This is a genomic window from Nocardia sp. NPDC004123 (assembly GCF_053603795.1).
This window is the reverse complement of record NZ_JBSGGG010000034.1, coordinates 13,346-38,969: the sequence shown is the minus strand read 5'-3', so window position 1 is coordinate 38,969 and position 25,624 is coordinate 13,346. Positions and strand designations below refer to the sequence as shown.

Below are 25,624 nucleotides of genomic sequence, written 5' to 3'. Positions count from 1 at the left end.
GCCGCTGCGATACGACAGGTGAGCACCTCCAGCAGCATCGGGTGCCGAGGGTGCGGATCGCTCGTTCGACTGCCTTTCCCGCGAGCCTCCCGCTAGCATCACTCACAGAACTAGAATCGGTTCTAGTTTTTTTGTACTGGCTCACTGTCGAGAGGACGATCGATGCGCTTCACCTACGCGGAGGCGATGACCAACCCGGACTACTACATCCCCCTCGCGCAGGCCGCCGAGGCCGCCGGGTTCCACAGCATCACCGTGGCCGACAGCATCGCCTACCCGGCCGAGTCGGATTCCACGTACCCGTACACCGCCGACGGCAATCGCGAGTTCCTGGACGGCAAGCCGTTCATCGAGACCTTCGTGCTGTCGGCCGCCCTCGCCGCGGCCACCACCACGCTGCGCATGACCCCGTTCGTGCTCAAGCTGCCCATCCGCCCGCCGGTGCTGGTGGCCAAGCAGGCCAGTTCGCTGGCCCGCCTGAGCAACAACCGCTTCGCCCTGGGCGTGGGCATCAGCCCGTGGCCGGAGGACTTCCAGATGATGGGCGTCCCGTTCGAGAAGCGCGGTAAGCGCCTGGACGAGTGCATCGAGATCGTGCGTGGCCTGTCCACCGGCGAGTACTTCGAGTACCACGGCGAGTTCTACGACATTCCGAAGATCAAGCTCACCCCCGCCCCGACCCAGCCGCTGCCGATCCTGGTCGGCGGGCACAGCGATGCCGCGCTGCGCCGCGCGGTGCGGCTGTGCGACGGCTGGATGCACGCCGGCGGCAAGGGCGACGACCTGGACAAGTACCTGGCGCGGATCAACGAATTGCGCAGTGAGCGCGACAATCCGGGCGAGTTCGAGATCCACGCGGTCTCCCGCGACGGCTACACCACCGACGGGGTGAAGCGCCTCGAGGAGAAGGGCATCACCGATCTGATCGTCGGCTTCCGCAACTCGTACGCGATGGAGCCCGACACGGAGTCGCTGGAGGAGAAGATCGTCAAGATCAAGTGGTACGGCGAGAACGTGATCAGCAAGCTCAGCTGATCACCTCCGCCCGCCGGGGCTGATCAGGGCCGCTTGGCGTACCCCAGGTCGATCACGGCGTCGCGCTCGCTCACCAGCTCCGCGACGCTGTGGTCGATCCGGGTGCGGGCGAACTCGCCGATCTCCAGGTCCGGCACGATGGTGTACTCGCCATCGGCGCAGGTCACCGGGAACGAGCTGATCAGTCCCTCGGGCACGCCGTAGGAGCCGTCCGAGGGCACCGCCATCGAGGTCCAGTCGCCCGGCGCGGTGCCCAGCACCCAGTCGTGGATGTGGTCGATGGCGGCGCTGGCCGCGCTCGCCGCCGAGGACGCGCCGCGCGCCTTGATGATGGCGGTGCCGCGCTGCTGCACGGTCGGGATGAAGTCGCCGGTGACCCAGGCATCGTCGGCGATCAGCTCGAGCGCGCCGCGCCCGCCGACCGTCGCGTGGGCGAGGTCCGGGTACTGCGTCGCGGAGTGATTGCCCCACACCGTGATCCGCGCGATGTCGGCGGCCGCCGCCCCGGTCTTCTTCGCCACCTGCGCGATCGCGCGATTGTGGTCGAGCCGGGTGAGCGCGGTGAACCGTCCGGCGGGCACGTCGGGCGCATTGCTCATGGCGATGAAGGCATTGGTATTGGCCGGATTCCCGACCACCAGCACCCGGATGTCCTCGGCCGCATTGGCATTGATGGCCGCGCCCTGATCGGTGAAGATCGGCCCGTTGGCCGCCAGCAGATCCGACCGTTCCATGCCCGCGGTCCGCGGCCGCGCCCCCACCAGAATCGCGATATTGGCCCCGTCGAACCCGATCCACGGGTCATCGGCGATATCGATGCCCGCCAGCAGCGGGAACGCCCCGTCCTCGAGTTCCATCGCCACGCCCTCGAGCGATCCGACGGCGGCCGGAATCTCCAGCAGCCGCAACCGCACCGGCGTCTCGGACCCCAGTAGCGCCCCCGACGCGATGCGGAAGAGCAATCCGTAGGCGATCTGCCCGGCGGCTCCGGTCACGGTGACGGTCACTGGCGCGGTGGTGCTCACGACGATCTCCTCGCGATGGCGGGTAGGTCCGTCTTCACCCTAGCCAGGCTCACTCCTCCGCGTCCCGCCCCGTGAGCAGCACGTGAGCAAACAGACACCGGCACCGGCCGGTGAATCCGGCTCGGGGATCGGCGAATTGACCGCTCAGTGGGCGAGGTCGGCGATGTCGGAGTCGCTGAGGACGACCGGGGCGACCTGGTCGCGGTCGCGGACCATGCGGACGGCCCGGTACAGGGGCCGTTGCTCGGCAACAGCGTCGCGGGCCTCGGCGCGCAGTTGCTGGACGAGCAGTCCGGAGATGGCGAGGGCGGCCGCGAGGGGGCAACCGGCCAGGGCGTCGGCGAGTTTGCGCAGGCCCAGAATGTGGAGTTCGCGGCCGCTGCCGGAGTCGCTGTAGATGGCCAGCGGCACGACCTGGGTGTCGGCGCCCGCGGTGACGCGCAGCACGATGCGGCTGATCTTGCCCGGGTAGACCAGGAGTTCGGCGGCGGTGGCCCCGGCCAGGTCGAGGCGGCGCTCGCCGCGCCAGGTGCGGGCACGGATGACGGTGCCGCACACCGTGATTCGCCGCCGCTGTACGGCCACGGCGTAGAGGGCGGTGGGTGCGCCGAGCACGAGGCCGGTGGCGAGGGCGATCGGCCAGTGCACGAACAGCGCCATCAGCAGTCCGACCCCGATGCCGATGCCGAGCGCGGCCAGGGTGAGCCTGCGCAGGGCCGGGGCCAGCAGTTCGGGGGCGACCAGGTCGAGGCCGATTTCGCCGTCGGACCCCGGTTTCGATTCATCAGTCACAGCAGCGTATTCGTCCAAGTCTCGATGGGTCGGGCCGGCCGGCGGCACGCACCGCCCCCGCGGGACGCACCGCACGGTACCAGCAGGTCCTAACCCCGTACCCCGATTTGCCCCACCCCAAGCCCCCATCGGCGCGGCGGCTGCCGGGCGGGCCGGACAGCGGCGCTGTCCGGCTCGGCCGACGGATCAGTTCCGCTCGCCCGCGAGTACGGCCGCGACCTGGGCGACGGCCTCGTCCAGGGGGATCTCGCGCTGTTCGCCGGTGCTCAGATCCTTGAGCCCGATCTGCCCCTCGGCGACCTCGCGGTCACCGAGCACCAGGGCCAGCTGCGCGCCGGACTTGTCGGCCGCCTTCATCGCGCCCTTCATCCCGCGGCCGCCGTAGGCGAGGTCGACGCGGATACCGGCCCGGCGCAACTCGGCCGCGAGCACCACCAGGCGCTGCTTGGCCATTTCACCGAGCGGGACGCCGAACACCTGGACGCGGGGACCGTCGACGGCGGACTTGCCCTCGGCCTCGAGCGCCAGCACCGTCCGGTCGACGCCGATGCCGAAGCCGATACCCGACAGCGGCTGCCCGCCGAGCTCGGCCATCAGCCCGTCGTAACGGCCGCCGCCGCCGATGCCGGACTGCGCGCCCAGCCCGTCGTGCACGAATTCGAAGGTGGTCTTCGTGTAGTAGTCGAGCCCGCGCACCATGCGCGGGTTGACCACGTACGGCACGCCCAGCGCGTCGAGGAGGCCGAGCACCTGCTCGAAGTGCGCCTTGGCCGACTCCGACAGGTGGTCGATCATGAGCGGCGCGTCGACGGTCATCTCCTTGACCTCGGGACGCTTGTCGTCGAGCACCCGCAGCGGGTTGATCAGCGCCCGGCGCTTGGTCTCCTCGTCCAGCGGCAGCTTGAACAGGAAGTCCTGCAACAGTTCTCGATATTGCGGCCGGCAGGTCTCGTCGCCGAGCGAGGTGATCTCGAGCCGGAAACCCTCCAGTCCGAGCCCCCGGAATCCGGCGTCGGCGATGGCGATCACCTCGGCGTCCAGCGCCGGATCGTCGACGCCGATGGCCTCCACGCCGACCTGCTGCAGCTGCCGGTAGCGGCCCTTCTGCGGGCGCTCGTACCGGAAGAACGGCCCGGCGTAGCAGAGTTTGACGGGCAGCGCCCCGCGGTCGAGGCCGTTCTCGATGACCGCCCGCATGACGCCGGCGGTGCCTTCGGGGCGCAGGGTGAAGCTCTCGCCATTGCGGTCGGCGAAGGTCCACATCTCCTTGGTGACGACGTCGGTGGATTCGCCCACACCCCGCGCGAACAGGGCGGTCTCTTCGAAGATCGGCAGCTCGACATGCCCGTATCCGGCCAATCGCGCCGTCCCCACGAGGGCGTCGCGGACGGCGACGAACTCGGCGGACGTGGGTGGCAGATAGTCGGGGACCCCCCTCGGGGCACGGAAGCTGCTGGTCTTGGTCACGATGCCCAGTTTTCACCACGCCCGTCCGCCAAGTCCAACCGGTTACCGGCCGACGGTGACGAGGGCCTGCCATATGTAGGTTTTTCTCAGCGAATGCAGGTAATGTCTGCCGCGGCCGCTGGGCTGACGGCCGCAGTCTGTACAGACATCAGATACCGACCGTTCACGGAGGGACAGTTAGTGCCGAGCAATGAACAGCGACGCGCTGCGGCGAAGCGGAAGCTGGAGCGTCAACTGGAGAATCGGGCCCAGCGGGCGCGTAAGCGCAAGCAACTCACCATCGCGGCCTCGGCCCTGGGTGTTGTAGTCGCGGTCGCGGCCGGTGTCGGCATCTACTTCCTCACCAAGGGCGATGACAACAGCACCAGCGCCAAGGCCTCGGAGACTCCGGACGCCTCGCTGACCGCCGCTCCCCCGCCGGCCGCCAAGGCCAAGCCGGCCTCGGTCAGCTGTACCTACCGTCCGTCGCAGAAGCCGGCCGACAAGCCGGTGAATCCGCCGAGCACGGCCAACATCTCCACCGCCGGTGATGTCAAGGCCACCATGGACACCAGCCAGGGTCCGATCTCCATGACCCTGACCCCGAGTGAATCCCCCTGCACGGTCAACAGTTTCGAGAGCCTGGCCAAGCAGAAGTTCTTCGACAACACCAGCTGCCATCGCATCACCACGGGCAAGGGCCTGGAGGTGCTGCAGTGCGGCGACCCGACCGGCAGCGGAATGGGCGGTCCCGGTTACGAGTTCGACAACGAGTACCCGACCGACCAGTACGACCCGAATGATCAAGCCGCCCAGTACCCGGTCGCCTACAAGCGCGGCGTGCTCGCCATGGCCAACGCCGGGCCGGGCACCAATGGCAGCCAGTTCTTCCTGGTCTACGGCGATTCCCAGCTGCCGCCGCAGTACACCATCTTCGGCACGGTCGACGACGCCGGTCTCGCCACCCTCGACAAGATCGCCAAGGCGGGTGTCCAGGGCGGTGGCCAGGACGGCAAGCCGGCCGCGGACGTGAACATCCAATCGGTCCAAATCAACTGACCAGCATGGTTTTTCGGGCCCGGCGCTTCCCGCGCCGGGCCCGATTCTTTTCCGGCGAAGGTCTCGGGAAGGTCCCGTTGAACCTCTTGCGTAAGGCTTCCCTAACCAAAGAAAATCCTGACTTTTCCACGACCTGCCGGAATTGTGCGATATATGCTGGATCGCGACGCGCGCGTACGGTGGTTTCGGAGTTTTCGCTGGTAACCTCGTAGAACGGAGTACCAAGGCGTAGTAAAGCCCACCGGGCAATCCCCACCGGGCCGCTGCGACGCCTGATGGGCTCCGGGTGTCCACGTTTGCAGGCGGGATATGGCTACGCGCAACCACCGTTCGGGTGGCGATGTCCGTGACGAAGCACCACAATCATCCATAGTGATCTAACTGCAGCATCGGGGAGCAGGCAATGGCCGAGGAACTCGACGACATCGGCCGCGAAACAGCGGCGATGATGAGGCAAATGTTGCAGCTCGCGACACTTGTCGCGCTGCGCACCCGGGAACGTGGCCAGAAGGAAGCGGAAGCACGCGTCAGGGTCACCGAGGCCCGCCAGAAGGAGGGCCGCGAGCGTCGGCTGCGTGAGGCAGCGGATGCCAAGGCACGTGATCCGCGTAACCGCGAACTCTCGCGAATCTTGGAGCGCCCGACGCGTGAACGGGGCGTATCTCTCGAAAAGGATCGATTCTCCGCGCAGGCGGAGGCATCTCGGATGGCCGCGCAGCAAGCCAGCCGCGGCTCCGTGCGATACGACTCGGTGGAACGGCGAACCGCTCTGGCACAACACCTTTCGCGTATGGGCATCTCGCCCGAGCTGCAATCGGTACGGCTGCTGATGGAGGTCGGACAGGCCCAGTCGGCACAGGACGCCGTGCGGCTGCGGGAGCAGGAGGCGGCGCAGCGGCGGGTGCGGGAGCAGGAAGCGCACGAGCGGGATCGCGAACGCGCTCGCTCGCGTGAACGAGTCTGAGCAGCAATAACTTCGAACCGTGGCGGATCGCAACCCGATCCGCCACTTTCCGTTTCGGCGCCGGCACCGTACCGGCGCCCACGGTTCATCTCAGAGCGGGAACTCCCCCATCGTGGGATTGCTGAACAAGCCCTGCTGGGGGGACTTCAACGGCAGCGGCGTGAGCATGTCCTTGTGGCCGTTGCGCACACTGCAGTACTTGAACGGGCCCTTGGGATCGAACAGTTTCGCCATGTGCGGGTCGGCGTGGTCGAGGAACCAGATGCTCAGCCCGGTCTTGCCGTCGTGGCGGAAGTGCTCCCACGCCCGCCACATGGCATCCAGTCGCGCCACCGCCTCGGCGTGCTTCCACCATTCGGGGCACCACACGGTGTCGCTGATATCGGTCACCTGCCGGCGGTACACGAGGCTGAGGTAGTTCTCCACGAACTCGACCACGCTCGCGTAGACCATGGGTGTTGACTCTTCGCTCACAGCGGTCGAACCTCCTTGGGCGCCGAAACATCCGGCAGTGTCTCTTTGATCAGCGCGGGGCTGATCAGATCGGAAATCTCGGTCTTGCGCGTCGGTGACGGGTCGTGGGCTTCGATCGACCGCTCGACCGCGGCGGCGTCGGGGCCCTCCCACCACGGCACCGTGCGCAGCAGCACGGCCGGTGTGCCCGAGGCGAACAGGATGGCGCGGCCGCGCGGCAGGGTCGCCAGGGCATGGGCGTTGAATGTCCGCGATGAGCTCAGGGAGCGCGAATAACTCTTGCCGCCCTTCGATTCCGACACCGATTGCGAGATGCTGTCGTAGTCACCGATGGCCTCGGAGCGCTGTTGCAGGAAGGTCATGTCGTCGATGCCGCTGCCGATGACCTTGATGTTCGCGGCGCCCCAGAGCGCCTCCATGCCATCGGGTCCCCAGCAGCGCGCGCCCTGCGCCCAGGACTGCAGCACCGTCATCACCACGATGCCGCGAGAACCGAAGTGGCTGTACTGCTTCGGCAGATCCTTCCAGCGCACGACATTGGCGGCCTCGTCGAGGGCGGCCAGCAGTGGCACCGGCAGTCGCCCGCCCGGCGACCGTGACGCCTCGCGGGAGGCCACGTCGATGACCGCCGCGGTCAGGGCGCTCACCAGCGGCGCCGCCGAACCCCGGCCCTCCAGCGACAGGCAGTAGAGGGTGCCGTTGCGCTCGAGGAATTCCAGTTCGTCGAAGGGCGTCCGGCCGCCGTTGGGGATGACCCACGGCTGGATGTGCGGGAACTTCAGGCACCTGATCATCGCCTTCGCGCCACCGAAGATGCCGTCGCGCGTGCGGATGTCGAGGTTGTACTGGCCGGCGAGACCCTCGGCCATGTAGTGCTTGGAATGCGCGCGCAGGATCTCGATGGGGGTGGTGTCCATCGGGTTGTTCACCCATTCCCAGGCGCGCAGGATGTTGCTGCCCTCGAAACCCGCGGCCAGGAACAGTGCCGCGAGCAGATCCTCGGCCTCGGGGTCGAAGTACGAGTCCGCGCCCTGGCCGGCCGAGGGACTGCCCTCCGCGTCCGAGAAATGACCCGCCAGGCTGACCGCTCGCACCTCGCAGCCGGGCCGGTGCACGTCGACCCATGCCAGCGGATCCCAGTACCAGCCGGGTTCCTGCTGCGCCTGCAGGTCGTGCGAATCCGGGGCCACGCCTTGCGGATCGAAGACGAAGATCCGACTGCCCTTGCCCGCGCGCACATCCCGGGTGGCGTCGACGACGTCACGCTTGTTGGAGGTGACGACCACCGGGCCGATGGCGGCGAGCACGGCCGGGATCACCCGGGAGGTGGTCTTGCCCTGGCGCGGGCCCCAGATGTCGACCTGCAGATCCTCGTAGGAGCCGTACATCATTTCGCCGTCGGCGACCGACATGCCGATCGGGATACCCGGAACCAGCATGTCCCCGGGCCGCATCAGCGAACCGGGAATGAGCATGTCCCCGGTGAGGTGCCGGTGCAGCGGCACGCCGATCTGGCCGGCCTTCTCGCGGACGCCGGCCAGCGTGAGCGCCTTGATGGCCCCGCCGCTGCCCATGTGATCGGCCTTGTCGTCGATCGCCAGTCGGCCCTTCTTGGCGTTCAGCTCGCGGCGGCGCCGGTACAGCACCCAGCCCAGCGTCCCCCCGAAGACGAGCACGATGATGGCGGTGGCGGCGGCCGGCCAGCGCAGCTTGCCCTCGAGCAGGTCGACCACGATGGCGATCGGGTTGATCGGCACGTGCTGGCGCGGCGAGCTCAGCAGGTTGCCCAATTGCACCGCCAGCCACACGGTTCCGAAGATGTAGAAACCCGCGTAGACGAGGTGCAGGACACGATCGGGACCCGGGTCGGCCGGGTCCGCAATCGGTTTCTTCGCCATCTCTAACCTCCTGGGATGACCTGTGAGTCGTTACCGCTCAACGGAATTCGTCCAGCAACCAGCCACCGGCAGGGCCGCGCACGACGGTGGCGACGACCGTGGCCGGGGGTAGCGATTCCCGCCTGCCGTCCGGATAGACGACCGTCTGCTCGATGCCGATCTTGTACTGCTGCCGGTTCGGGTCGGCGCCGGCGGGGGCCTTCTCACCGGAGGCGAACGCGAATGCCTCGACGTGAGCGCCCGCCTTGGCCCAATCGGCCCAGCGCAGTGACGGTCTCGGGGTTTCCACGCCGGTGGACGGGTTGTCCAGTGTACGGATCAGGCTGGGTCCCAGCCATTTCCGCGCCCGGCGCAGCGCGTCACCCTCGGACTCGGTCGCCGGGTACCAGGTGTAGATCTGCTCCAGCGCGGTCACCGCGACACCGTCGGGCGTGGTCGGGTCGGGGGCCGGGGCATCCTCCAGCAACCGGGTGGTGGACGTGGGCGCTTGCCCGGCAGACGGATTCGAGCCGCCGCCGGTCGAGCTGCCGCCGCATGCGGTGGCCAGCACTGCGACGCTCACTACCAGCATCACCACCCCAATCGCGGGACGCATGCCTGCGCTCGCACCGTGCACACCCGTGCTCGCGCTCACCGGCCCGCGCCGGCGGCGCAGCACCGGACCACCCTTCCAGGCTAGTCGCTGCGCGGTATATCCGGGCCATACCAGCGGGTTTCCCGAGTCGGCGTGTTCGTTCTCGCGGCAGCGGATCATGTGCCGCGCTTGGCGTCGTGGAGGGTTTCCACCAGCGTGCGATTCATCTCGGCGGCGGCCGCGAGCTGCTGCTGCAGCAGAGCCACCTTGCGGCGCAACGCGATCGCATCCATGCGTTCCAGGCCGGGGCTCTCGGCGGCACGCACCCAGTTGCGCACCGAATTGGTGTGCACGCCGATCTGTTCGGCGACCACCCGGCAGGCCTCGGATTCCGAGCGGAGTTTGCCGGTGAGGGCGATGACCTGTTCGACGGCGGCCTGCCGGACCTCCGGCGACACTCTTCGATACGACCGGTGCGGCATCATGCGGCGCTCCCCTCGTCCGAGCCGCGGCTCGCGGTGGTCTCGGTGAATTCGCTGAAACGCTGGTTGGTGTCGTGGATTCCGCTCTCCCGTTCCGAGAGCGTGAACTCCATGTGGAACGGGATGCCGGGCCGGCGGTCCTCGCCGATCTTGAGCAGGAACTTACCGGTGCCGGGCGCGGGCGGCCGCTGCTGGCCCGGTTTGAGCGCCTCACCGGTGAGCGCCTGCGGCGCGGACCAGCTGGTCACCATCTCCTCCTCGGCGGCGGTGAACGGCACGGTGGAATCCAGGCGCGCGATCTCCTCGGCCGGGAGCGCGCCGAAGATCTTGGCGCGGGCGCGTTCCAGGAAGCCGAGGGCCTTGGCGATGGCCGCCTCGGAGCCCAGGGCCTGCAGGTCCTTGATGGTGTGGCTGATCATGATGAGCGAGGTGGCGATGCCGCGCTGCAGACGGGTGAGCTCGTCGACGCGGTCGACCATGAAGTCGCCCAGGCCCAGCACCTGCCACAGCTCGTCCATCACCACCTGGAAGTAGCGCTGCGGGCCCAGATCCGCGTCGGCCAGCACGTGCGCGGCCTCGACGGAGGCGAAACCGTCGGCCCAGCAGGCCAGCATGACGGCGGCCTTGAGTTTCTTGTCGCCGTTGGGGATGTGGGAGACGTCGATGCAGACGGCGGTGGAGTTGGTGTCGATGGGAGTCGTGGTGTGGCCGTTGAAGATCGCGCCGAACGGGCCCTGGGTGAGGGCGCGCAGGGAGCGGCGCAGACCCTTGATGGCCTCCTGGTATTCGTCCGGATTGTCCGCGCCCGCATCGAGTTGCAGTTCGTCGCCGCCCGCCACGACCACATCGAGCAGGTCCTCGATGATCGGCGGGTGGTCCGGGGTGAAGCTGCTGCCCTCGCGATAGAGGATGCGCAGCGCGGTGGAGATGAGGGTCTCCTCGAAGTCGCGCACGCGTGCGCCGCGCACCAGTTCCACCAGACCGGCCACCAAAGTGACCTGGCGGGCGCGCATCTCCTGCATGACCTGGGTCTGCAGTTCGGGGAACTCACCGAGCATCGGGACGATCGAGCCCAGCACACCGGCGGCCAGCGGGTTGAGCTTGCCGTGGCCGTAACCCAGGTCGATGACCTGGCCGCCGACCAGCTCCACCAGCTTGCGGTAGTCGGGCTTGACGTCGGCCAGCACCAGCGGGGTGATGCCCTGCGCGACACCGCCCAGCACGATGCGGCGCACCAGCGAGGACTTGCCGAAACCATTGAGGCCCAGCACGAACAGGCTGGGCGCGGTGATGAAGCTGCCGCGCATGAACCAGTTCATCGGGTCGAAGCAGACCGGAGCGCCGGTGTGCAGGTGCGAGCCCAGCGGGGTGCCGATGAGCGGCGCACCCGCGCCGACCGACCACGGCCACAGGCCCGCGACCTGCGCGGTGGTGGCGCGGTACTCGACCGGGCGGCCGATCACGTTCATCCGCCCGCCGCCCGCGCCGTTGTAGCCGCGATCGGTGAGTTGTGCTGTGGTGCGGTCGAATTCGTCGAAGCTGCCGTACTCCATGCGCTCGGCGCGCGCCGCGAAGTTGCGCCGGCGCAGATCGTCGGTGTGCAGGCGGAAGGTGGCCCAGGCCGCCCTGATGCCAGTGCCCTCGCGCGCGGTGACCTCGAGCTTGGCCCGCATGGTGTCGTCGAGCAGCTTGGGACCGGACTGCTTCTTCTTGGCCGCGGCCTTGCGCGCGGCGGCGCGCTTGGCGGCCGCGTCGCGCTCGGCCAGGTCGGCGACCTTGTCCCGCTTGTCCTTACGGGCGCCGCGGCCACGTTCCTCGGTGCCGGATCGCTCGGGCCGTCCGTCGCGCGCGGGCCGGTTGCGCACCGGCCGCTCCCCCGCCTCACCCTCCGGACGCGCCGCACGGGTCCGGCCGGGTGCGCCGGCCCGTCCGCCCAGATGCACCCGATCCGGGTCCGTGGACCGGCCGCGGCCCTCGGAGCCATTGCCGCGCCGGGCATCCCGCTCCGGGTCGGCACGGCGCTCACGCCCGCCGTCCGCCGCACGCCGTTCGCGCCCGGATTCACCGTCACTGCGCCGCTCACGTCCGGGTTCGCCCTCGGCACGCGGTCGTTCGCGGCGCCGTTCACCGGGCTCCCCGCGGCGCACCGCATCCCCCTCGGGTGTGGTCTCGCGACTCCGCCTGCGCTCCATGCGATCCCCCTCGGTCCGTTCCGGCCCGCGTGCCCGTGACCGAGCCTCGCCCTCGCGCACACCGCCGGACCGCGCCCCCGCGCCACTCCGGCCGGATCTCTTGTCCAGCACGTGTTCCGACCGCTCGGTCCCACCGGGACGCCCGGCCGATCCCGCCGTGGGCTCCCCCGGCACATCGACCGCGGCCCCCACTGCATCCCCCGAACCGGCTTCCGCGCGTACCGCCGGCTCTCGCCCGGTCGCCAGGACCTCGGCGGCGACACCCTGAGCCGAGCCCGATTCGCCGGTGCCACCGGTGGGTTCGAGGGCGGGCACCGCCGGAAGCCGTCGCCGGGCCGCCTTCTTGACCGGCTCCACGCTGCTGTCCGCTTCGGGAACTCCGATCGGCTCGACCACCGTCTCACTGAGCTGCGGTGCCGGGCCGACCTCGACCGGCTCCCGGCTCGTGATCTCCGCGTGCGTCTCGGCCCGCTCGGGCGCGGCCTCGGGCATCGGAACCGAGGCGCCGCACTCCTCCACCGGCCGCGCACCGACCGGCGGTTCCGGCAGCGCTATCGCCTCCGGATCATGCTGGGGCGCAGCGGGATCCGTGATGATCTCCGGCTCGGCGCGCACCGCTCCACCCTCGTGCTCGCTCACAACCTCGGCCGGCCGATCCTGGTCGGGCGGCTCGATGGGGTCGCGGCGGAGCATGCGGCGGTCCGGGAGGGTGCCGCGCCGGGGCCGGTGCTCGTCGCGCATGACGCGGGAGGACGGGGGCGGGTACGGATCCGGCTCGGCGTAGGGGTCGACGGGAGCCGGGTCGCGGCGGGAGCCGCGCCGGGTGGGCGGCGCGGCGTCGCGTTCGCGGACCGAGGGGTCGAAGTCACGTGGCATGGGTTACCCCGCAAGCGCTTTCGGAATGGTGGCGTGTTCGGGGAGGATCACCCCGCAGCCGAGCGAGGCCGCGAACGCCGCCGCCTGGTAGCGGTAGCAGCGGCGGATCTTGAGGCGGGCCTGGGTCGACAGGTCGCGGGTGATGGCCTCGATGCGCGGCAGGTCGCCGCGCAGGGGTTCGGTAATGGTGACCAGGGCGCCGAAGCGGGTGACGCCGTGCCCGCGGGCCTGCTCCTCGCGGGCCTGCTGGGTGGCGCCGACGCGCAGGGTGGCGGCGGCGGACACGACGCCGCGCTCGGATTGCTGTGCCACCAGGGCGTTCTTGTAGTCGTCGTCCACGATCTGGGCGGCGTCGCCGGCCGAGTGCGGACGGTAGACGATGGTGATGCGCTTGCGCGGCACCTCCGGATTCGGCGCGAGCAGCCGCTGCAGCACCCGCTCGTCGACCGCGCCCTCGGGGGCGGTGTCCATCTCCCAGGTGACCGAGCGGCCGCCGTCGTGGATGAAGTGGTCCCAGCGCTCCTCGTGCGAGACCGGGCCCGCGTCGGCCCAATCCAGGCCGTGCCCACCGGGTTCGCCCGCGGCCACCTCGAGATCGGCCTGGGCGGCCGGGTCGTAGCTGCGGCGGATGAACGAGATGATCTCGTCGGCGGCCATGGGCTGGGCGCGAACTCCGGCCTCCGCCAGGGCCGCACAGATGCCGGGCAGGCGGCGGCCGATCTCGACCGCCTCCTCCGCCGGATTCTTGCGGCGCTCCGCGGTGGTCGCCTTGAAGGTGATGGCGACCCGGGGTAGCAGCTGCACCCGCTCCTGCGGCAGTTCGGTGGCCAGCTCGTACATGACCTGCTGCGCGAGATCGGGGGCCTCGGGCCGGGTGATGGTGGAAACCTCGGTGAGCAAACGGTTTCCGGTCTCGGGCACGGTGTCGATGACCGGGACCACGGCCACGATGTCGGAGGTCTGCCCCAGCGAGGCCAGGAACGTGCCCCAGGCGCCCACCCAGCGGTCGATGACCGGCTGGTCGACGGCCTCGTGGCCCTGCGGCCACGCGCGCAGAACCACTGTGTACTGGGCGAATTGCGGTAGGTGGATCATGCCGAAGCTGTAGCCGCCGGCGTCGATGCCCTCGTAGAGCCGTGACGGGGCCATCAGTCCGGGCAGGCGGGTGACGCCGCCCGGGATCCGGGAGAACCGCCCGCCCCGGTACACGTGCTCGCCCTTGGAACGGCCGCGCAACCAATGGAACATCATCAATCCGTTCTCGTAGCCGGAGCGGCCCCCCGTCCGCCACACCAGTGGAACCATCACGACCGTGCCGATGCCCGCCACCACGGCGGCCGGTTTCGGCCCGGCCGCCAGCGCCGTCAGCAGCGCGGTGATCACGACAGCGAAACCGACCACGGTCTCACCCCAGCGCAGGCCGAAAAGGCCCGCGCTGCGGGGCTTCTGCCACAGTCCGTACGAGCGGCGCTCGTAGGTCTCGGTCATCGTCATCGCGGGATGGTGCTCCTGCCGAGGTCGGGTGAACGGTTGGCCCAGCGGTCACCGGCCAGGTCGCCCGCGGTGGACTCGGCCTTGCTCAGCGAGGCGGTCGCCGCGCGCGCCTGCGCGACCCGGTTGGCCACGCGGGACGCGCCTGACGGTACTGCGCCGCCACCGCCTTGGGCGGCAGGACTCGCGGCGGGCGCACCGCCGCCTCCACCCGCCGGGCGTGGCGTGGGTGTCGGGCGTGGCGCACCGCCGGGACCGCCGCCCCCGGGACCGGGACGGGGACGCCCGCCGCGACCGGGTCCGACGAATCCGGCGGCGCCGGGTCCGGCGGCGCCGCGCGGGGCCACCGCGCGCGAACCGACCGCACCGAGCGCGGCGATGCCGACCAGGGTGCCGGTGGTGGCGGCCAGACCCGAACCGCCGGAACCGACGATGGCGACCGCCGGGGTCACCAGGCGCATGAGCGCCGGCAGCACGAAAGCGACGGTGCACAGCAGCACGATGGCGACCAGCATGCGCTGGGCCTCGTCGGCGTCGGGCAGGTTCGCGGTGCCGGTCAGGTCGTCGGTATTGCCCGCGGTGGTGAACGCGATCATGTACACGATCGCCGCCACCGGCTTGTAGAGCATGAACGCGATGATCCAGCCCAGCAGCTTCGAGTACGAGGTGCGCCCGATCTGGGTGCCCGACGCGGCCGCGGCCAGTGGCAGCACGCCCGCGGCCACCACCAGCAGGCCCTGGCGGACGATGGCGAGCACGATCTGGGCCAGCGCCCCGAGCAGGCCGACGATCGCGATGATCAGCACCAGACCCGGCGAGAACGCCTGCAGCTTAGAGGTTTTCACCATCAGCTCGGCGAGGTCCTTGGCATTGCCGCCGGTGGAGTCGTTGATGATCCACTCGGAGAACTTGTCCGAGGCCTGGGTGGCCGCCACGATCACCGCGCCCAGCATCCAGGAACTGAACACCACGCGGGCGAACATCCAGAACGATTCCGTGGCCTCGCTGACCGCGGCTCCGCGTCTGGCCTGCGCCAGTTTCAGGCCGGAGAGGATCACCGACGCCATCAGTAACAGGATCTGGACCTGATAGGTGTAGTCGTTGATCTTCGTGAAGAGCGCACCCGCGTCACTGACGCGTTCGTTCGGGATCTTCATCCAGAACGTCAACGCCAGGATCAGCGCCTCGCCCAGACCGTTCATCAGCGAGTCCACCACCTTGCCGAAGGTGGAGTCCCACGCCTTGTCGCGCACGGTGGCGGCGGCGTCGGTCGGGTGGGTCGCGACATTGCCCGCCTTGCACGCGGCCGAGGCCGCGTCGCCGAGCGAGATGCCGGGTACGCCCAGCCCGTCGAGGGAGTCGTGTAATTCGTTGCAGGCCTGATCGAAACCGTACGTCTGGCCGTAGGCCACCGTCGGAGTTGCGATCATGACGGTGAAGACGACCGCAAGGATCGTGACTAGCCGCCTCAGCATGTGGTCCACCTCTCGATGGGTCGCGATGCCATTTCTGTTGTTGTCACCATCGGGTCCACCCCGCAAGCGAATCGACGTATTCGGTTTGCGCGGTCTTGGAAGTCGAAGGTTTGAGCCGCCAGTCGCCGGCGTCCCAGACCATGATCAGGCGCACCGCCGCCCACAGCTGCCGGTTGTCGACCACCGGCCCGCGCGCGGCCAGCCGCACGATGGCCATGTCGTCGGCGTAGTTCTCGATCTGGAAGCCGTCGGGGGCCACCAGATAGCGAGTCACCTTCTCGGGCTGCTGTTTCGGCAGCCGTTGATCGGCCAGCGCCTGGTCGTAGGCGGTGAGCTGTTCGGCGGGCACCCGCACCTGCCGGACGTAGAGCTCCCGGTCGGCCGGGCGGGCATTGAGCCGGTAGGTGATCTGGGCCGCGGCCAGCGCCGCGCCCTGCGGGGAGTGCGAATAGCCGACGGCCAGGCCGTTTTCCAGGCGCGCCGGACCGTCGGAGGTGGAGAAGGGCACGGACGCGCCGTAGACCCGCTGCCAGCCGTGGGGATCGGTGGTCCCCAGCGGGGCGGCGGTGAGCCAGTCGGCGTCGGTGGCCTTGCGCTGCTTGGACGGATCCTGCGGCAGCGGCTGGCCGGCCGTGTTGTTGGGGACGTCGACGCGGCGGCCGAACAGATCCACCTCGGGCGAGGCGAATCCGGTGGCGCCGGAGTCGGAGGCCGCCGGGACGGTCCCGTCGGGCTTGGCGCTCGGCTTGCTGTCGCCGTGCCCGAAGTAGACCACCAGGCCGGCGATCAGGATGACCGCGACCAGGGCGGCCGAGGCGATGACGCCGAACGAGACGCGGTCACGCTCGGGCGACTCCTTCTCGCTCATCGCTTGGCCTCCGAAGTGTGTGTGCCAGTGGACAATTCAGCTGCCCGTGCCCGTCAGGTCGGCAGCAGGGCCAGCGCGATCCCGCTGGCCGAGGTCGCCATGATCGCGCCCAGCAGGCTCATCACCACCCCGTGCGTCGCGTCGTTGGCGGCCAGGTCGTCGCGGAAGGCATACCAGAGCCGGCCCGCGGCCAGGATCATCCAGGCCAGGCAGAACAGCAGCACACACCACAGCAGCCAGTCGATGAGCTGCATGATCGGCCGGATCACATCCGGCGGCATCTGCTTGTAGGCCAGCACGGTGTCCATCGCTGGCGCAACCAGCGCGGCGGACATTAGGTGATCACTGCATTCATGATCGTGCCCGCGCTCGTGGCGACGATTCCTCCGATCATGGCCCCTGCCACCATCTTCGGCGACTCCAAACCGCCTCCTGTCCATTTCTCCCAGGCGAACCGGCCACCGGCGTAGGTGATGCCCAGGATTCCCGACAACAGAACGAACCAGGTGAAATACCGAACCAGTTTCAGCAATTTGTCCGACGCGGGCGGTGCCTCGGGGGTCGGATTCCCGACCTGGGCGAGGATCTGGCCGTACGCGTCGTGTACGGCGAGGAGCATGCTCATTGTCTGTCCTTATCCAAAAGCGAACTGCTAGTAACAATCTCGCCGATGCACGGCCCGGCCGTCCAACCGGCGACGACAACTCCTTCTACTGACTGCCCTGCCACCTTCCCTGGGGACCGGGCAGGTCCCCGCAACCGGGAACTCATTCCCGCACAACACAATCCGTCGGCGTTCATGATCACTCCTCCGAGTCCGGGAACTCGGGGCGGGGGGCGTCGAGCGCGTCCTGCACGGCGGCCACGATGCCGGCGCCGAGCTCCCGCACGTCGGGCGTAATCTCTTCCAGCGGATCGGATTTGCGCTTGCGCTGCTGCGGCACCGGGTCGCCGGGCGACCACACCGGCAGCTCATCGGCCTCGACCAGGGTCCATTCCTCGTGCCACGGCACCTGCCACACCTGACCCGCCAGCGAACCGACCACATCGCGGTAGCGGCGGATCTCGGCGGGCAGCCGGCCCGGCCGCGCGGCCACGGTGATCAGGCCCAGCACCTCACACGGACCGGCCAGCCCGGCGTGATGCTGGCGCAGCAGATCGTGGGCGCGGGTGAGCCCGGCGATGGTCTCGCGCGCCACCAGCACCACGAACGGGGACTCCCGGTCGAACACGCCCGGCCAGCGCCGATACGAATCCGCCGCCGGCGCAAGCACATGCGAGAGCGTCGTCGCGCCCGCGCCCCCGTGCACGCCGAGCAGCCACACCAGGGGCGCTCGGCCATCGCCGGGTACGGGTCGGTCCCAGATCGGTGCGCGGCGGGATTCCGGCGGCGGCACCACACCGGCCGCCAGCGCGGCCTCGGAGGCGGATCGGCGTTCCTTCATGGCTGCGGTCATGATGCCACTCCAGCAAGCAGGCGGCGATACGCGCGGCGTGTCTCTGCGGCCAGGTTGCTGTGCCGCACCAACTCTCCGCGTGCGAGGTGTGCGTCATAGGGTATCTCGACGACCTCACGGACCCAGCCGTCCAGATGTTCTCGCAAATGCTCAGCGATCCGAGAATCACTGCCCGGCAACTGATGTGACACGACAATGGTGGTGTCGCCGACAATGCCGTCGCCCTGACCCTCGCCCTGCCCGCCGAACTGATCGTCGAGCCACTCCAGCGTCACGCGCAAGCGGTTGGCCGCATCCACGCGCGCCGGAATCGACAGCACCAGAGCGATATCGGCGTCCTCGAGCAGCGGGCGCAGATGCCGGCTCACGATCGGATTGCCGCCGTCGTAAACCGGGGTGTACCCGGTCTCGCCGAGCGCGCGGGCGACGGTCAGGTAGGTGGCGCGCCGGCGCAGCGGGGCGGGATCGCGCCACAGCAGGCCGATGCCGGAGGTGGCGCGGGAGAGACATTCCTTGAGCGGCGCGGCCTCGTCGTCGCCGCGGCCGTAGAGCCAGGCCTGCAGACTGATCGGGCTCAGGTGCTCGTCAGCGCCCCGCAACGCGAGATCGCTGCCCGCGAAAGTGCCGTCCACAGCGACGGTTTCGGCGCCGGCGGCGCTCATCTCCCCCGCGATGCCGAGCGTTGTCGTGGTGGTGCCCGCGCCGCCGCAACCACCCACCACCAGAATCGGGCGCGGCGCGGGACCGGCCTCGCCGGAGTCGCCGCGGCGCTTGCGCAAGCGCATCACCGGAGCCTTGGAACGCGCGGCACGGCCCGTCGATTCGCCCTCTTCGGGTTTCTCGTCGAGCCAGCGGCTCCAGTCCTGATCCATTGTCTCCGCTCTCCTCTTATCCGGCCGGAATGCCCGCGGCGGGTCCATGGTCGCCGATGATCGCGGGGGCCGTCATTTCGTTGTACGCCGCCACGACGGCGATCGGGCCGGAACGGGGTCCCGCCTCGAGTGTGCCGATGGATTGCGCAGTGCCGCCGTGGGAATTCAGCACATACAGAGCAACTCCACCGGCAATGGCTAGCAAAACAATGGCAACGATCAGGAACGCGACGGCGAAAAACCGCCGCCCCGTGCTGCGCCCGCTCGGCACGGCCGCGCGGTCGGCGACCGCGTCGAGCAGTTGCGAGGCCCTGTCGACAGCTCTCTGGGCGCGCTCGCCCGTCGATGCCACACCGGCTTCGCCACTCCCCGTGGGGAATTCGACGACGGTGCTGCCGCGGTAGCGCAGCGGCGGTGCGTAGGAGGCGCTCTCGCCGGAGTCGCTCATCCAGTCCGACCAGGCCCCGTCGAAGTGGTTGCGCCGCAGCACCGATTCGGGCACCGGCGGAATCTCGAGCTCGGGTTCGTCGTGGATGTAGTGCGGGTAGCGGGCCGGGCCCTGCTCGTCGGCGAACGCCGAGTCGGCGTCGGGCCGTTCGGGGGCCGGGGCCTGTGCGTCGAGTTCCAGGGCGGGGTACCAGCGCGACACTTTTTTGTACGACTTCAACATTCCCGCTGCGGGCACGTCGCTCGGCATCGTCTGACCCTCTCGGCGGTCGGTCGTGGCTGACGGTGTGTTGTCGTCGGTGATCGTCGGTACTGTGCAGCCCGCCGTCGTCGCGTCGCCACGGGCGTCGCGCACGAAACGGTCCCGATCGGAAATTCTCTCGCATGAACAGGATTCCAACGACTCGACGCGCCGGACGACACTCCGTTCAATCCGCGCGCGCGTGCGAGTAGCAGGGTTCGCGACATCGTGTGAACGCCACGCCGACGGGGCGGTCTTCCCTGTGGACGACGCAGAATCTACATTAACAAGACCAAGAATTTTGGAGGTTTTGTGAAGACAGCAGACATTGCCGCGGTTGTGACCGGTGGCGCGTCGGGACTCGGACTGGCCACCGTGCGGGAACTGCACGCGGCCGGCGCGAAGGTCGTTATCCTCGATCTTCCCTCGTCCGACGGCAAGGCCATCGCCGAGGAACTCGGTGAGCGCGTGGTGTTCTCGCCCGGTGATGTGACCAGCGAAGCGGATGTGACCGCCGCGCTGGACGCCGCCCAGGAGCTCGGCACGCTGCGAATCGCGGTGAACTGCGCGGGAATCGGCAATGCCATCAAGACGGTCGGCAAGCAGGGCGCGTTCCCGCTGGAGTCCTTCTCCAAGATCATCAACGTTAACCTGATCGGAACGTTCAACGTCATCCGCCTGGCCGCCGAGCGCATCTCGGCGGTCGAGAAGGCCGACGGCGAGCGCGGCGTCATCGTCAACACCGCGTCGGTCGCCGCCTACGACGGCCAGATCGGCCAGGCCGCGTACTCCGCCTCCAAGGGCGGCATCGTGGGCCTGACCCTGCCGGTCGCCCGCGACCTGGCTTCGTACAAGATCCGCGTGATGACCATCGCGCCGGGCCTGTTCCACACCCCGCTGTTCGCGACCCTGCCGCAGCAGGCCATCGACGCCCTCGGCGCGCAGGTGCCGCACCCGTCGCGCCTGGGCGACCCGGCCGAGTACGCGGCGCTGGTCCGCCACATCGTGGAGAACCCGATGCTCAACGGTGAGGTCATCCGCCTCGACGGCGCGATCCGCATGGCCCCGCGGTAATCAGCAGGGCCACACGGTGATCACCGCGTCGATCACCTGGTGACGGCACCGGCGCGGGCACTCGCCCGCCCGGTGCCGGCACCGTTTCCGCGCAGCGCGAGCAACTGCCGGGTGTGGCCGGGGATTTCGACATCGATCAGGCCGATGAACAGATTCCGCAGGGGCATGGCCTGATCCAGCAGCAGTGCGCCCGCGGACAGCAGGCGGGTCGGCACCGGGCTGTCCAGTTCCGCGTCGCTGAGCGCGGGCCCGCCGAAACCGCACAGCATCTCGGCCTGGCGGCGCAGGCGTTCGCGCAGGCCGGGAAAACCGCCCGCGAGATCGACGACGCGATCGATGGTCCAGGTGTCGAGGGCGAGGCGATTGTCGTAGGTGGCGTGCTCCCCTGCCGCCACCGCCGACGCGGCGGCCATGGTGGCGGCGGTGACGAGGGAGACGTGGGCCAGGATCCGCTCGGCGCTCCACTCCCCCGGCGGAGGCGGCAGCGGCGGGCCCGAATCCGCCACGGCGGCAGCGGCTTCCAGCAGGGTGTCGTAGACCTCGCGCAGCGCGGTGGCGTCGAACATCAGGCGTGGGCCTGCGACATTTCCCAGGGCGCCTGCGGCAGTACGGCGCCGGTCTCCAGCAGCGACTTGAGGTTGGCCAGCACGGCGGGCCAGCCGCTCGAAATGCCCTGTAGCATTTCCTGATTCGGCAGGTTCTCGTGGGTGACGGTGAGCCGGACGATGTCCTGGTGGGACTCGATGAGGAAGGTCACCACCGACGGGGCGCGGTCCGCTCCGATCGAATCCTCGAAGGTGAGGACGAGGCGGCGGGGCTCGTCGACCTCGAGGACCTTGCCGACGACATCGATCTTGTCCGAGCCGTCGACGCGGCGGTGCTCCCATTCCGAACCGGGCTGCCAGTCGGACACATTCGCGTGCCCCCAGTACCGCGCGGTCAGGTCGGCGTCGGTGAGGGCCTTCCACACCTGCTCGGCGCTGGCGTGGATGTAGGTGACGTAGACGTAGTTCGGCACGGTGGCGGTCATGGCGTACTCCTCTGCCTGGTTTTTGACGGCGCGCAGGACATCCAGCCGGGGGCGATCGAAGACGGAGATCCAGCGCTGTTCGATGTCGTGAATCGGGGTCGGATTGATGTAGTGCACCCGTTCGCGACCGCGCCGCAGCACGGTGACGAGGCCGGCCCGCTCCAGGATGTCGAGGTGCTGGGTCACCGACTGGCGGGCCATCTCGACCCGTTCGCACAGCTCGCGCAGGGTCTGGCCATTGTTCTCCCGCAGCCGGTCCAGCAGCAGGCGGCGGGTGGAGTCGGCCAGGGCCTTGAAGACCGCGTCCATCTCGGGTTCGGGTTGCACAGGAAAATTATGCAGGCATTTACCTGCATAAGTCAACGCCCTACCGCCGCACCCGGCCGGACGGGCGGCCCGGCACCCCCTCTTACGTGGGAATTTCGTTCTCGGACATGACAATCCGCGCATTCACCGTCAAGATGTTGAACGGCCCTCGGCCAGAACTGACATCGTTGTCTCAGCAGCGCCCGGTGTTTCGCGGCGCGGACAGGAGCGCCCGTGGCGACGCCGCAGACCTCGGACCCCGTCTCATCGGTGATCGTGGAGACGATCCGGCCGGCGCGCATCGGGACCAGGCTCGCCCATCCGATGCTGCGCACCACCGTGCAGCAGTTCCTGCGCGCCGGAGCCTGGGTCGCCGACCTCGGCCCGCGCCCCGCGCACCTGGTGTTCCGGATGACGCGACTGTCCGAGCAGCCCGCCCGGGTGCTCGGCACCCCGCGCGGCACCCGCCGCGAACCGGTGCGGTTCGAGCACTGCGACGCCGAATGGCTGTGGAGCGCACCGGTTCCCGATCCGCGGGTGGACCGCGACGCCGCGATCCTGTACCTGCACGGCGGCGCGTTCATCGCGGGCGGGCTCAACAGCTACCGCCGCCACACCGCCCGCCTGGCCGCGCTGAGCGAGCTGCCGGTGCTGACCGTCGACTATCGGCAGCTGCCCGACGCCCACCCCAACGAGAGCCTCGACGACGCGCTCACCGCCTACCGGCACCTGCTGGCCGAGGGGTTCCCGCCCGGGAAGATCGTCGTCGCGGGCGATTCCGCGGGCGGCGGACTGGCGCTGCGGCTGGCGCTGACACTGCGCGAGCTGGGTCTGCCGCTGCCCGTGGCACTGTCGGTGACCTCGCCGTGGGCGGATTTCGACTCCGCCGCCCGCCTCGCGCACCCCAATGCCCGCTACGACGCGGTGCTGCCCGCGGTCGGCCCCGACATGGTGGTGCGCCGCGGTATCGCCGTGGACGGCGAGCTGGATCCGAGCTGGTCGGTGGTGAACCACGACTTCACCGGTCTGCCGCCGATTCTGCTGCAGGTCGGCTCCCGCGAGATGCTGCTCGCCGACGCGCTGGCGGTGGCGAAACGCGCCGAGGCGGCGGGTGTCCCGCTGCGCCTGCAGGTGCGGCCGAGCGCCCCGCACACCCTCATCCACCTGGGTGCGGACCTGCTCGCGGACGGCCGGGACGCCGCCCGCGACGCGGCCGATTTCCACCGTGCGATGATCGATCCAGGTCGCCTCGGCCGCAGCGCCGCCTGATCCGCACCGGCGGTCCCGACCCTCCGATCCGAGAGGCTCCGATGTCCCAGCCCGCCAATGCTTCTCAGTCCGCCCATGCTTCTCAGCCCGCGATCCTCGTCACCGGGGCGGCCGCCGGTATCGGCCGCGCCATCGCCGCGCGATTCGCCCGGGAGGGCTGGACCGTCGGCCTGTACGACATCGACGCCGACGCGGTCGCCCGCACCGCCGCCGAGATCGGCGGCCGGACCGTGACGGGGGCCTTCGATGTCACCGACCCGGCGGGCTGGGATCGGGCCCTGAAGGACTTCGACGACGCGACCGGCCGGCTGGACCTGCTGGTCAACAATGCGGGCATTCTGGTCTCCGGGCCCTTCGGCGAGATCCCGGTGGAACGCCAGCACCGTCTCGTGGACGTGAACGTCAAGGGCGTCCTCAACGGCTGCCACGCCGCCCTCCCCTACCTGCGCCGCACCTCCGGCAGCCGGGTCATCAACCTGGCCTCGGCCTCGGCGCTCTACGGTCAGCCCGGCCTGGCGACCTACGGCGCGACCAAGGCCGCGGTGCGCAGCCTGACCGAGGCCCTCGACCTCGAATGGCGGCACTACGGCATCACGGTCAGCGACCTGCTGCCCCTGTTCGTCGCGACCGACATGATGACCGAGGTGAGCCGCGGCTCGAAATCCGCGACCACGCTGGGCGTCCACCTTACCCCCGACGATGTCGCGGAAGCGGTGTGGCACACCGCGATCGGACGCCGCCCGCTGGCCGGCCCGCACGTCCTGGTCGGCCTGCAGACCAAACTCACCGGCCTCGCCACCCGCCTGTCCCCACCCTTCCTGACCCGGGCGGTGGTGGGCTGGATCAGCAAGGCCGATTCGCTGCGGTAGTGCCTCGCTGCGGGCGCGCTCAGAGGCGCGGGCGGCGTGCGCATCACCTGACCGGCAGTGCGGGCGCGATATCCGACGCCGGCGTGCCCGGCGTGCCCGGCTGCGCGGCGGTCCGCGCGGGCGGTGCGGCGCGCATCGGCCGGGCCGCCACCGCCCTCGCCAGGATCGACGCCAGGCCCAGGTAGCCGCGCAGCGCGGGGATCGAAAGTGCCAGGGAGACTACGGTTTGCGTGGTTCCGGCCGGGAGCGGGCGACCGGCGAATCGATCGGCGAGCCAGTTCTCGCACAGGGGCGCGGCCAGCAGTCCCAGGATGGCGTGACCGCCCAGCACATCGCGCAGATAGCGGACCGAGGCGCCCTCGGCCCGGTAGCGATCGACCAGCCGATCCACATTGCCGCACGCAATGACCAGATCGTGCACGCCCTGCACCACGAGCACCGGGAACCGCGGCGCTCGCGCACCCGGTTCGACATCGGCCAGGACGGCCCGCACCTGCGGCAGGGTCCGCAGCGTGGCCAGGCCCGAACCGTCGCGATCCTGGAGCCGGGACCGGCCGCTGCGCAGCAGGAGTGGAATCGTGGCGCTGGTTTCGGCGCGGTCGAGCAGGTCGAGGGACGCGGCGTCGAGGTGCTCGCGCAGGGTGCGGTCCAGGGCCGGGTAGGTGCGGCGCAGTCCGGCCAGGCACAGGGTGGCCAGCCCGGCGAAGGTCGAGCCGTTGAGCCGGAAGAAGGTCGATTCGAGGTCTCCCACCGGCGAACCCAGCACCGCGGCAAGGATATTCAGCTCCGGGGCATAGCTCGCCGCGAGCTCGGCGGCCCATACCGTAGCCAGGCCGCCGCCCGAGTACCCCCACAACGCCACCGGCGAATCACCGGGCCGCGCCAGAAAATTCAGGGTGGCGCGCAGGCCGTCCAGGGTGCGGTGACCGGGCTCGCGCGGGGCCCCGAACCGCCCCGCGGTCCCGGTGTGGTCGGGCACCGACACCACCCAGCCGCGGGTCAGGGCGTGCTCGATGAGCAGCAGCTCGAACTGCGGAACCGAGCCCAGCGCCCGCGCACCGCGACGGAACGCGTACGACGGCAGGCACTTCGAGGCGACGGCGTCGATGGCGCACTGGAAGGAGACGAGCGGCCGGTCGGCGGCCGGGTCCGCACCGGACGGCAGCAGCACCGTGGTGACCGCCGCCTCGGCGCGGCCGTGCAGGTCGGTGCTGCGGTACAGCAGCTGGGTGGCCGTGACGCGTTGCGGAATGCGGCCCAGCAGAGCGAGTTCCACCGGACGCGAACGCAGGACGACCCCGGGCGCGACCCGGTCGAGTCCGCGCGGACGCCGGTAGAACGGGTCGTGCTCGGGCAGCAGCGGTTGCGGATGGTCGTCCCGCGGCGCCCCGGTTGGATACGCGATCAT

25 protein-coding genes are annotated in these 25,624 nt (G+C 69.7%); 6 read left to right on the top strand and 19 right to left on the bottom strand.

Going from position 1 to position 25,624, the window contains the following annotated elements:
- Positions 1–162: 162 nt before the first annotated feature.
- Positions 163–1,035, top strand: coding sequence for a TIGR03619 family F420-dependent LLM class oxidoreductase (locus ACWEQQ_RS38215; protein ID WP_452340069.1), 873 nt, complete (start codon positions 163–165; stop codon positions 1,033–1,035).
- Between the two features lie 23 nt (positions 1,036–1,058).
- Here ACWEQQ_RS38215 and ACWEQQ_RS38210 read toward each other — a convergent pair whose 3' ends face one another.
- The 3 genes from ACWEQQ_RS38210 to hisS all read right to left on the bottom strand — a co-directional run bounded on the left by ACWEQQ_RS38210 (position 1,059) and on the right by hisS (position 4,319).
- A complete protein-coding gene (locus ACWEQQ_RS38210) occupies positions 1,059–2,060 on the bottom strand; it encodes a malate dehydrogenase (protein ID WP_452351610.1) in 1,002 nt (333 codons plus the stop codon).
- 144 nt (positions 2,061–2,204) lie between these two features.
- Positions 2,205–2,852, bottom strand: coding sequence for a hypothetical protein (locus tag ACWEQQ_RS38205; RefSeq protein WP_452351609.1), 648 nt, complete (start codon positions 2,850–2,852; stop codon positions 2,205–2,207).
- A gap of 186 nt (positions 2,853–3,038) precedes the next feature.
- Entirely contained in the window at positions 3,039–4,319 is a 1,281-nt protein-coding gene (gene hisS, locus ACWEQQ_RS38200; RefSeq protein ID WP_452351608.1) for a histidine--tRNA ligase, read from the bottom strand.
- A gap of 180 nt (positions 4,320–4,499) precedes the next feature.
- On the opposite strand from hisS, the gene ACWEQQ_RS38195 reads away from it, so the two are divergent.
- Together ACWEQQ_RS38195 and ACWEQQ_RS38190 are read left to right on the top strand one after the other, a co-directional pair.
- Entirely contained in the window at positions 4,500–5,357 is an 858-nt protein-coding gene (locus ACWEQQ_RS38195) for a peptidylprolyl isomerase (RefSeq protein ID WP_364612318.1), read from the top strand.
- A gap of 403 nt (positions 5,358–5,760) precedes the next feature.
- Complete coding sequence (locus tag ACWEQQ_RS38190) at positions 5,761–6,321, top strand: hypothetical protein (RefSeq protein WP_452340073.1); 561 nt, start codon at positions 5,761–5,763, stop codon at positions 6,319–6,321.
- Positions 6,322–6,411: 90 nt separating this feature from the next.
- Here the strand turns inward: ACWEQQ_RS38190 and ACWEQQ_RS38185 are convergent, their stop codons facing one another.
- The 13 genes from ACWEQQ_RS38185 to ACWEQQ_RS38125 all read right to left on the bottom strand — a co-directional run bounded on the left by ACWEQQ_RS38185 (position 6,412) and on the right by ACWEQQ_RS38125 (position 19,677).
- Positions 6,412–6,795 (bottom strand): DUF4913 domain-containing protein, encoded by a 384-nt coding sequence (locus tag ACWEQQ_RS38185; protein ID WP_354837280.1) that lies wholly within the window; start codon positions 6,793–6,795, stop codon positions 6,412–6,414.
- Positions 6,792–8,693: a type IV secretory system conjugative DNA transfer family protein gene (locus ACWEQQ_RS38180; RefSeq protein ID WP_452340074.1), complete on the bottom strand. Its 1,902-nt coding sequence runs from the start codon at positions 8,691–8,693 to the stop codon at positions 6,792–6,794. The genes ACWEQQ_RS38185 and ACWEQQ_RS38180 overlap by 4 nt, the downstream gene beginning before the upstream one ends.
- Positions 8,694–8,730: 37 nt before the next feature.
- Positions 8,731–9,288, bottom strand: coding sequence for a hypothetical protein (locus tag ACWEQQ_RS38175; RefSeq protein WP_452351607.1), 558 nt, complete (start codon positions 9,286–9,288; stop codon positions 8,731–8,733).
- A 155-nt stretch (positions 9,289–9,443) separates the two neighbouring features.
- Positions 9,444–9,725, bottom strand: a complete 282-nt coding sequence (locus ACWEQQ_RS38170; RefSeq protein ID WP_354837274.1) for a transposase — start codon at positions 9,723–9,725, stop codon at positions 9,444–9,446.
- 23 nt (positions 9,726–9,748) lie between these two features.
- Positions 9,749–12,817: a hypothetical protein gene (locus ACWEQQ_RS38165; RefSeq protein WP_452351606.1), complete on the bottom strand. Its 3,069-nt coding sequence runs from the start codon at positions 12,815–12,817 to the stop codon at positions 9,749–9,751.
- 3 nt (positions 12,818–12,820) lie between these two features.
- Complete coding sequence (locus ACWEQQ_RS38160) at positions 12,821–14,311, bottom strand: SCO6880 family protein (protein WP_354837270.1); 1,491 nt, start codon at positions 14,309–14,311, stop codon at positions 12,821–12,823.
- The gene (locus ACWEQQ_RS38155; RefSeq protein ID WP_452340077.1) at positions 14,308–15,783 is read right to left on the bottom strand and encodes a hypothetical protein; all 1,476 of its coding nucleotides are present in this window, start codon (positions 15,781–15,783) and stop codon (positions 14,308–14,310) included. The genes ACWEQQ_RS38160 and ACWEQQ_RS38155 overlap by 4 nt, the downstream gene beginning before the upstream one ends.
- A 43-nt stretch (positions 15,784–15,826) precedes the next feature.
- Positions 15,827–16,651 carry a hypothetical protein gene (locus ACWEQQ_RS38150; RefSeq protein ID WP_452351605.1) on the bottom strand — a complete coding sequence of 275 codons (825 nt, stop codon included), beginning with the start codon at positions 16,649–16,651 and terminating at the stop codon, positions 15,827–15,829.
- Positions 16,652–16,704: 53 nt separating this feature from the next.
- Positions 16,705–16,986 carry a hypothetical protein gene (locus ACWEQQ_RS38145; protein ID WP_452340079.1) on the bottom strand — a complete coding sequence of 94 codons (282 nt, stop codon included), beginning with the start codon at positions 16,984–16,986 and terminating at the stop codon, positions 16,705–16,707.
- Positions 16,986–17,276, bottom strand: a complete 291-nt coding sequence (locus tag ACWEQQ_RS38140) for a hypothetical protein (RefSeq protein ID WP_213556317.1) — start codon at positions 17,274–17,276, stop codon at positions 16,986–16,988. The genes ACWEQQ_RS38145 and ACWEQQ_RS38140 overlap by 1 nt, the downstream gene beginning before the upstream one ends.
- Positions 17,277–17,454: 178 nt before the next feature.
- On the bottom strand, positions 17,455–18,108 hold the full coding sequence (locus ACWEQQ_RS38135) for a hypothetical protein (protein ID WP_452340080.1): 654 nt from the start codon (positions 18,106–18,108) through the stop codon (positions 17,455–17,457).
- On the bottom strand, positions 18,105–18,980 hold the full coding sequence (locus ACWEQQ_RS38130; protein WP_452340081.1) for a MinD/ParA family ATP-binding protein: 876 nt from the start codon (positions 18,978–18,980) through the stop codon (positions 18,105–18,107). Before ACWEQQ_RS38130 ends, ACWEQQ_RS38135 begins: the two co-directional genes overlap by 4 nt.
- 16 nt (positions 18,981–18,996) lie before the next feature.
- Positions 18,997–19,677, bottom strand: a complete 681-nt coding sequence (locus ACWEQQ_RS38125) for a hypothetical protein (protein ID WP_452351604.1) — start codon at positions 19,675–19,677, stop codon at positions 18,997–18,999.
- A 303-nt stretch (positions 19,678–19,980) separates the two neighbouring features.
- Here ACWEQQ_RS38125 and ACWEQQ_RS38120 point away from each other — a divergent pair, with 303 nt between their 5' ends.
- Positions 19,981–20,742 carry a 3-hydroxyacyl-CoA dehydrogenase gene (locus ACWEQQ_RS38120; RefSeq protein WP_452351603.1) on the top strand — a complete coding sequence of 254 codons (762 nt, stop codon included), beginning with the start codon at positions 19,981–19,983 and terminating at the stop codon, positions 20,740–20,742.
- 32 nt (positions 20,743–20,774) lie between these two features.
- On the opposite strand, the gene ACWEQQ_RS38115 is transcribed toward ACWEQQ_RS38120, so the two are convergent.
- Positions 20,775–21,308, bottom strand: a complete 534-nt coding sequence (locus ACWEQQ_RS38115; RefSeq protein ID WP_452351602.1) for a hypothetical protein — start codon at positions 21,306–21,308, stop codon at positions 20,775–20,777.
- Positions 21,308–22,081, bottom strand: a complete 774-nt coding sequence (locus ACWEQQ_RS38110) for an ArsR/SmtB family transcription factor (RefSeq protein ID WP_452351651.1) — start codon at positions 22,079–22,081, stop codon at positions 21,308–21,310. The genes ACWEQQ_RS38115 and ACWEQQ_RS38110 overlap by 1 nt, the downstream gene beginning before the upstream one ends.
- Before the next feature lie 231 nt (positions 22,082–22,312).
- Between ACWEQQ_RS38110 and ACWEQQ_RS38105 the strand changes: the two genes are divergently transcribed.
- Positions 22,313–23,347: an alpha/beta hydrolase gene (locus ACWEQQ_RS38105; protein WP_452351601.1), complete on the top strand. Its 1,035-nt coding sequence runs from the start codon at positions 22,313–22,315 to the stop codon at positions 23,345–23,347.
- 41 nt (positions 23,348–23,388) lie between these two features.
- A complete protein-coding gene (locus ACWEQQ_RS38100) occupies positions 23,389–24,216 on the top strand; it encodes an SDR family oxidoreductase (protein ID WP_452351600.1) in 828 nt (275 codons plus the stop codon).
- A 43-nt stretch (positions 24,217–24,259) separates the two neighbouring features.
- Here ACWEQQ_RS38100 and ACWEQQ_RS38095 read toward each other — a convergent pair whose 3' ends face one another.
- Positions 24,260–25,624 (bottom strand): lipase family protein, encoded by a 1,365-nt coding sequence (locus ACWEQQ_RS38095; protein WP_452351599.1) that lies wholly within the window; start codon positions 25,622–25,624, stop codon positions 24,260–24,262.

What these genes read in the sequence shown, in the direction of transcription:
- ACWEQQ_RS38215 (WP_452340069.1), top strand. Translation starts at nt 163, where the DNA reads ATGCGCTTCACCTACGCGGAGGCGATGACCAACCCGGACTACTACATC.
- ACWEQQ_RS38190 (WP_452340073.1), top strand. Translation starts at nt 5,761, where the DNA reads ATGGCCGAGGAACTCGACGACATCGGCCGCGAAACAGCGGCGATGATG.
- ACWEQQ_RS38180 (WP_452340074.1), bottom strand. Translation starts at nt 8,693, where the DNA reads ATGGCGAAGAAACCGATTGCGGACCCGGCCGACCCGGGTCCCGATCGT.
- ACWEQQ_RS38175 (WP_452351607.1), bottom strand. Translation starts at nt 9,288, where the DNA reads ATGCGTCCCGCGATTGGGGTGGTGATGCTGGTAGTGAGCGTCGCAGTG.
- ACWEQQ_RS38165 (WP_452351606.1), bottom strand. Translation starts at nt 12,817, where the DNA reads ATGCCACGTGACTTCGACCCCTCGGTCCGCGAACGCGACGCCGCGCCG.
- ACWEQQ_RS38160 (WP_354837270.1), bottom strand. Translation starts at nt 14,311, where the DNA reads ATGACGATGACCGAGACCTACGAGCGCCGCTCGTACGGACTGTGGCAG.
- ACWEQQ_RS38155 (WP_452340077.1), bottom strand. Translation starts at nt 15,783, where the DNA reads ATGCTGAGGCGGCTAGTCACGATCCTTGCGGTCGTCTTCACCGTCATG.
- ACWEQQ_RS38150 (WP_452351605.1), bottom strand. Translation starts at nt 16,651, where the DNA reads ATGAGCGAGAAGGAGTCGCCCGAGCGTGACCGCGTCTCGTTCGGCGTC.
- ACWEQQ_RS38145 (WP_452340079.1), bottom strand. Translation starts at nt 16,986, where the DNA reads ATGTCCGCCGCGCTGGTTGCGCCAGCGATGGACACCGTGCTGGCCTAC.
- ACWEQQ_RS38140 (WP_213556317.1), bottom strand. Translation starts at nt 17,276, where the DNA reads ATGAGCATGCTCCTCGCCGTACACGACGCGTACGGCCAGATCCTCGCC.
- ACWEQQ_RS38135 (WP_452340080.1), bottom strand. Translation starts at nt 18,108, where the DNA reads ATGACCGCAGCCATGAAGGAACGCCGATCCGCCTCCGAGGCCGCGCTG.
- ACWEQQ_RS38130 (WP_452340081.1), bottom strand. Translation starts at nt 18,980, where the DNA reads ATGGATCAGGACTGGAGCCGCTGGCTCGACGAGAAACCCGAAGAGGGC.
- ACWEQQ_RS38125 (WP_452351604.1), bottom strand. Translation starts at nt 19,677, where the DNA reads ATGCCGAGCGACGTGCCCGCAGCGGGAATGTTGAAGTCGTACAAAAAA.
- ACWEQQ_RS38115 (WP_452351602.1), bottom strand. Translation starts at nt 21,308, where the DNA reads ATGTTCGACGCCACCGCGCTGCGCGAGGTCTACGACACCCTGCTGGAA.
- ACWEQQ_RS38110 (WP_452351651.1), bottom strand. Translation starts at nt 22,081, where the DNA reads ATGGACGCGGTCTTCAAGGCCCTGGCCGACTCCACCCGCCGCCTGCTG.
- ACWEQQ_RS38100 (WP_452351600.1), top strand. Translation starts at nt 23,389, where the DNA reads ATGTCCCAGCCCGCCAATGCTTCTCAGTCCGCCCATGCTTCTCAGCCC.
- ACWEQQ_RS38095 (WP_452351599.1), bottom strand. Translation starts at nt 25,624, where the DNA reads ATGATCGCGTATCCAACCGGGGCGCCGCGGGACGACCATCCGCAACCG.